Source organism: Phycisphaerales bacterium, from assembly GCA_020852515.1.
Taxonomy (GTDB): Bacteria; Planctomycetota; Phycisphaerae; order Phycisphaerales; family UBA5793; genus UBA5793.
In genome coordinates, this window is sequence record JADZAS010000028.1 from 1 (window position 1) to 2548 (window position 2548).

General features: G+C 64.2%; 2 protein-coding genes. Both read right to left on the reverse strand.

Features of this window, described 5'->3' with window-relative positions; translation table 11 throughout:
* Positions 1-79: 79 nt before the first annotated feature.
* Entirely contained in the window at positions 80-2092 is a 2013-nt protein-coding gene (locus tag IT430_17260; GenBank protein ID MCC6909687.1) for a hypothetical protein, read from the reverse strand.
* The coding region (locus IT430_17265; GenBank protein ID MCC6909688.1) for a hypothetical protein at positions 2049-2548 on the reverse strand (500 nt) is incomplete at its 5' end. The genes IT430_17260 and IT430_17265, both read right to left, overlap by 44 nt.

The following is a 2548-nucleotide window of genomic DNA, read 5'->3' on the forward strand; positions in this document are numbered from 1 at the left end:
ACGTATGTTGCCTGTGTCATATTCAAACTCCTGATTCACGTGTGCCGCGGAGAACTGATCACTCAGATTCCGCGCCTGATCATGCCTCGCCCTTCGCGCGGACTCCGCCACGCGGATCCTGCAACGCACAGCCGAAGTCGTGATAGCCGCGCATCTGGATGCCCAGCACGTTGAAGTCCGCTTCGGCGGTCTCGATCGTCGGCGACTCCTGCCCATTCAGGAACGCGACCTCGATCACCGGCAGGTCGGCCGGGTCCGCGAGCAGGTACCACGCCTTGGCCGAGTTGCCCGTGTACGAGGCGTTGCTCAAATACCGGCTCACCTCGACACGGAACTTGCCCTGGTGCGGGTTGCTCACCGGGTACTTCGTGCTCGCTGTGGTGTCGCGCAGTTCCATGGACTTGAAGAGCTGCGTGCCGATGGCAGAGAGCGCCGTGGGCACCAGCATGATCGAAGGCATAATGCCGATGGGCTTGCCGTCTCCATCCACCTGGTCCATGAAGGCGACCTCGGCCTTGGTCAGGCCGTCGATGGTCAGGGCCGTGTCGGCCCCACTGAGGAAGTTCTTGTTGCCGACCTTGAAGAAGTCGGTGTTGGCCAGGAAGATGGTCCAGAACACGTCGTTGATCTTCAGGCCCGAGCCGCGGCCCAACTTGCGCGGCACGGTCGTGATGGCGCCGAGGTCATCGTTGATGATGTCGCGCCGATCGATGGCCAGCAGCAGGCCGTACGTGTCGGCCTTGTTGGTGTACTGCTCTTCGCCGAGATTGCCGTGCTTGAGTTCGCCGCCGGGCGCCACGATCTCGTACTGGTCCTTGCCCACCAGCCGGTACGACGTGACCATCTTGAAGTCGCTCACATTGCGAACGGCAGTGATGTTCCGCCAGGTTCGCTCGACGGAGAAAAAGCCCTCGAGGAGGAACTTGTTGGCGACGCTACTCAAGATGCCGCCGATGTCGATCGTGCTCAGGCCCGCCTCGATTCCAGGGTTGAAGGCGAACTTGAGCACGTTGCGGCTGTCGCGGAAGTTGCGGCCGCTGTACCCGTTCGCCCATGCCGCTTCAAGGAGCAGTTCCTGCAACCCGATGCCGCCTCGGAATCGCTTGGCGGCCAGGTCAAGCGCCTGCTCCTGGCAGTGCTTCTCGGGTTCATCGAGCCCGGCGGTGAGCATGCACGCCGCTTCGAGCACCTGGGTGCTCACATTCTGGTCGTGCACGTGGATCGCCGGCGCCTTGGGCCGATTGGCGCGGAGGATCTCCAGTTCGGTGCGCGTGGAATCCCACCCCTCGCGGATCGCCTTGGCTTCGATCTCATCGTGCTGGCCGGCGCAGAGACGGCGGACCGCTGAGATGCGCGTCGTTTCGGCGAGCGCCTGCGCGCGGATGTCCTCAACGGCACTGGCGTTCGCATTGGGGTTGAGTGCATCCGCCTGCGCCTCGGGCTTGGTCTGTGTCGCCGTGCCGTTGTTGGTGGCGCTGGTGTCTTTGTTCTCACCGTCCATGATGTTCTCCTGAGTCGTGGCGATCGCCGCGACATTCACACTGGTCTTTCCATCCGCCCCCAGGTCCACGAAACTGATCTCGCCGAGCGTCGCCTTGCGGACCACGTTGACGGGGCCGGCGAACTCCTGCCCATTCACGAGCACCTTCTGCCCTTCGCGGATGAACTCGAACTCCTCGACCGAAGCGCCCACCGACGCCTGCCAGGGGAAGCCGTTCTTCGAGGATGTCACGATCTCGCGTGCGGTCGGCGTATCGCGCGACACCAGCCCCGACGCGATGAGTTGCCCCGATTCGATTTGGATCACGTCGGTGTGGCCAACACCCGAGGCCGGGTCGTGGCTGAATCGGATCGGCCGCTGCTGGGAGGGGATGTTCAATCCCGCCAGATCGAGAATGACGGGGTGCCGCCAGGCGGCGACACGCATGGCGCCGCCGGTGTAGGCCACCATCTTGAAGCGCGGCAGTGCCGGCGTTCCTTCGCCGGCCGCGGCCTCGATGTCGATCTGCGCAGCTGCGGTGATCTCGATGGACTGTGGCGTCGCGTTCTCAGGCTGCGATGCTGATCGCGTTGGCGTTTTCGTTCTGGCCATCGTCCTCTTCCTTGTCTGACTCGTCGGGGCTGTCGGCGCGCGGCTGTGCCTGCGCCGGGGACAACCCCAGTTCCTTCATGAGTTCGATTTCGCGCGCCCGCTGGCGCAGTTCCTCTTCCCAGTCCCGTCCCTGCCTGGCGAACTCGGTCGCGAGTGTCGTCGTGTGATTGGCCAGTCGCGTGGCCTGTGCCGTCGCTTCCTTGGCGGGATCGACGTGCTCCATCCCATCCCAGAACCACGTGTGCGGCGTGGCGACGCCGATCGCTCGCATCGACTGGGGCAGCAACCCCTCGACGAGCACCGCTTCATCGAGCCAGGCGCGGAGAATCCGATCGAGGACCGCCGTCTGGAGGTGGTTCTGCTCGACGCGGATGGATTTGTAGTAGGTCTGGTGGTCGAGCCGGCCGGAGGCGTAGTTGTACCCGCTGGAGTTCCCGGCCGCGACGTTGAAGGGCA